Annotated in this window: 2 protein-coding genes; both read right to left on the bottom strand. The window is 29.7% G+C overall.

From position 1 onward, the window contains the following. On the bottom strand, window positions 1-1,551 hold a 1,551-nt coding region (locus tag G9H60_RS13150; RefSeq protein ID WP_223144503.1), incomplete at its 3' end, for a M48 family metallopeptidase. A gap of 95 nt (window positions 1,552-1,646) precedes the next feature. Continuing rightward, window positions 1,647-2,912 carry a site-specific integrase gene (locus G9H60_RS13145; protein WP_223144502.1) on the bottom strand — a complete coding sequence of 422 codons (1,266 nt, stop codon included), beginning with the start codon at window positions 2,910-2,912 and terminating at the stop codon, window positions 1,647-1,649. Window positions 2,913-2,991 lie beyond the last annotated feature (79 nt).

The following is a 2,991-nucleotide window of genomic DNA, read 5'->3' as shown; positions in this document are numbered from 1 at the left end:
CAGTTGTGATGATTTAAATATCATTTTTTTAGTCCAATCAAGCTCATTTTCAGTTACATCGAAATCATTATATGAAACATTGTCTGTTTCAATTTTCTTTGCGTAAGCTATTAGAGCAGCTAAATATGATTCAAATGATTTTTTAGCTTCTAGATTTCTACCTAATCTTAGTAATGTTATTCCTTCCTCCTTTAGGACTAATAAATCATTTGTTACTCCAAGTGACTTTGCTTTTTGTAATAAGGCTAGAGCCTCTTCATTTTTCTCTTTTGAGTTAAACATTCTTCTAAGAATAACTGATTTTATTACGTAATCTAAATCGGTAGCTATGTTGCTTTGAATGTTTTTGTTAACAAGCTCAAGTGCTTTTTCATGGTGTGCATATTCCCACAATTCATTTTGAGCATTAAATGAATTAATTAATGATACTTTTTTCAGATAGTTAGCTTGTGAGAATTTAGTGTTTTCTATGCCACTCGTATCTCCTTGTAATCTCAGGTCCATATCTGGATGAGAACCATTTCCTGTCAAAGCTAAATAATTACCTGTTATTAATAAATGGTTTTTAATTCGTTTGAGTGCATTGTTAAAGCCTTGTTCGTCATATTTTAAGTGCTTTAACATTGACCTTGCAACCCAATCAGAGGTAAATTCTTGTTCTTTGCTGTACTTAACACCTAATTTTGTCAAGATTTCATTTGAAATAACTGCTGCAGCAATTGCAGTATTGACTGTCAATATACCAACTGGGTGACTTGAGTTGTTTGATGCCATCATGACGTCAGCAGTAGCAGCTACAGCAGTTGCAAAAGAAGACCAAAAATCAGCTCTTTTTTTTCTATCGGCTTCTTTATTATAATTTAAAATTGAATGGTCTAGGACAAAATGAGCTACTTCGTGTGCTAAAATCCCAACTAATTCATCCTCACTATTAATTGTAGATAGCAAACCAGTAGAAATTAAAATAGTTCCATTTGGTAAGCAAACTGCATTTGGTTCTGAATTTTTTAAAATCTTAATGTATAAATTACCTGGTCTGTTATCATTTAAAACTGCTGGATGAATTTTGGAAAGTAATCCATACATATAATCCTCAAAATAAGGGTCATCAAAAATACTTCCACTTGTTTTTAACTTGTTATAGTATTCCTCAGCATCTTCAAACATTTCACTTCTTAAAGAATATTGCATCCCTTTTGAAGTTAGGTTATTTAGAAAATCACTTGTGATGAGAAACGTATCCCAAATCTCTTGTGTTGTTTTATATGAATTTACTTCAAATTCCTTCAAGTATTTTAAGTCCATGGAGACCTTTTCATTATCTTTTGATAATAAATCAATTACATAACTGGACTTTGAATCGGGATACTTGACTTCTGATATACTTTGCAATAGATATATTTGTTCTTTTTTAATCTCATCCTTCAAATTTTTATGTGTGATTAACTCAAGAGGTGTTTTAAATTGATAAAACACATATTTGTTTTGAGCAAGAATATGGGATGCTGAAAATAGGAATATGAATACAAGAAATAAATGTAGTTTTTTCATAATAGTTGAATAATTGAAAGAAGTATAATTACTTTTAATTTATTGCTTAACTGTAAGAAATACAAGTAATTGATGATAATTATAATTGAATTTCATTAGGATAGGTCTTTCAAATTTCGTTTTAAAATATCAAAATCATTTTTGATTTTATTATCCAAAATCTTTCCATATATCATTGTTGTGCGAAGATTAGTATGCCCTAATGCTTTTGCCAATGTCTCCATAGGTAAGCCAAATTGTAGTGCAATTGTAGATGCAAAAATATGTCTTGCAATGTGTGAGGATAATTTAGTGTTTAACTTTGCAGCTGCTTGAATTTCCTTTAATGTTTTATTGTATTTTGCATTATTTCTAATTGGAAGCAGTTGATTTGTCTTATGACAGTATGGATGGTCAAAATATCTGTTTAATATAGTTTCTGCTATAGGTAATAATATTAATTTGGATTCATTTCCTGTTTTTTGTCTATTAATTACCACCCATTTTTCTTCATCCAAGGTTTTTATGTTATGTGCCTTTAGACCTTTGATTTCAGCAAATGCTAATCCTGTAAAGCATTGAAAAAGAAAACAATCCCTAACTTCTTCCTGTAGCGAATTTAGCTTTTGGAGGTTAATTAAGGTTTTTACTTCCTCCATATTTAAAATTGCTCTATGTGGATTTGTATAACGAACTTTAAATTTGAAGGCAAATTTTGTTTCTAATAATCCTAAATCATATGCAAAATTGAAAAGCTTCCTAGTATTACTTAACACCTTATGTGTATAGTTATTACCGAATTTGCAGTCAATTAATAAATAGCTCTCGAATTTAAAAAAGAAGAGTTTGTCTATGGATGTTAGACTAGTCTTTTTGCTGCCGTAATACATTTTTACATAATGTAAAAATCTTATTATTGCAGACCTGTAAGATTTATATGTGCCAATACTTATAATTCTCGCATCAAATTTTACTTTTAGGTCATCTAAATATCTTCTTGAAATAATATTAACTTCAATTGGACTTGTTATTTCAGGTTCAATTTCCATTTGTAAATCAATATGTTTACTTGATGGAAATACCTCAGATTGGATTATGTCTAATGAAAGGTCTTTTCGTTTATCTTTTGAATCAAAGTAGGTATTAATGACCTTTTGCTTAATTAAGGTTAATTGTTCATTCAGGTCTAATGATAATGGCTCTTTCGACTTGACTTTTTCTGTAACCTTGCACCAAGATGATTCTGTTGTCCACAAACCTGTTGAGAAGTTTCTGCGGTAACCTTTGTAACTAATGCGACAATATATTTTTTGAAATTTAGTTTTTGCTCCTTGCTGTTTTCTTAGGTTGAATTGCAAGGATAGGTCATTAAAAAGTTTCATTATTTTGTTTGGTTTGTTATTTAAAAACCAGTTAATAATGAATTCAATCAAGCTTAAGTCATCTTGTTAATAGTAACCA

Origin of the sequence: Aquirufa aurantiipilula (assembly GCF_019923745.1) — a bacterium.
In the GTDB taxonomy this organism is placed as follows: Bacteria; Bacteroidota; Bacteroidia; order Cytophagales; family Spirosomataceae; genus Aquirufa; species Aquirufa aurantiipilula.
The sequence above is the reverse complement of the archived record's forward strand: the minus strand, read 5'-3'. Positions and strand labels throughout refer to the sequence as shown.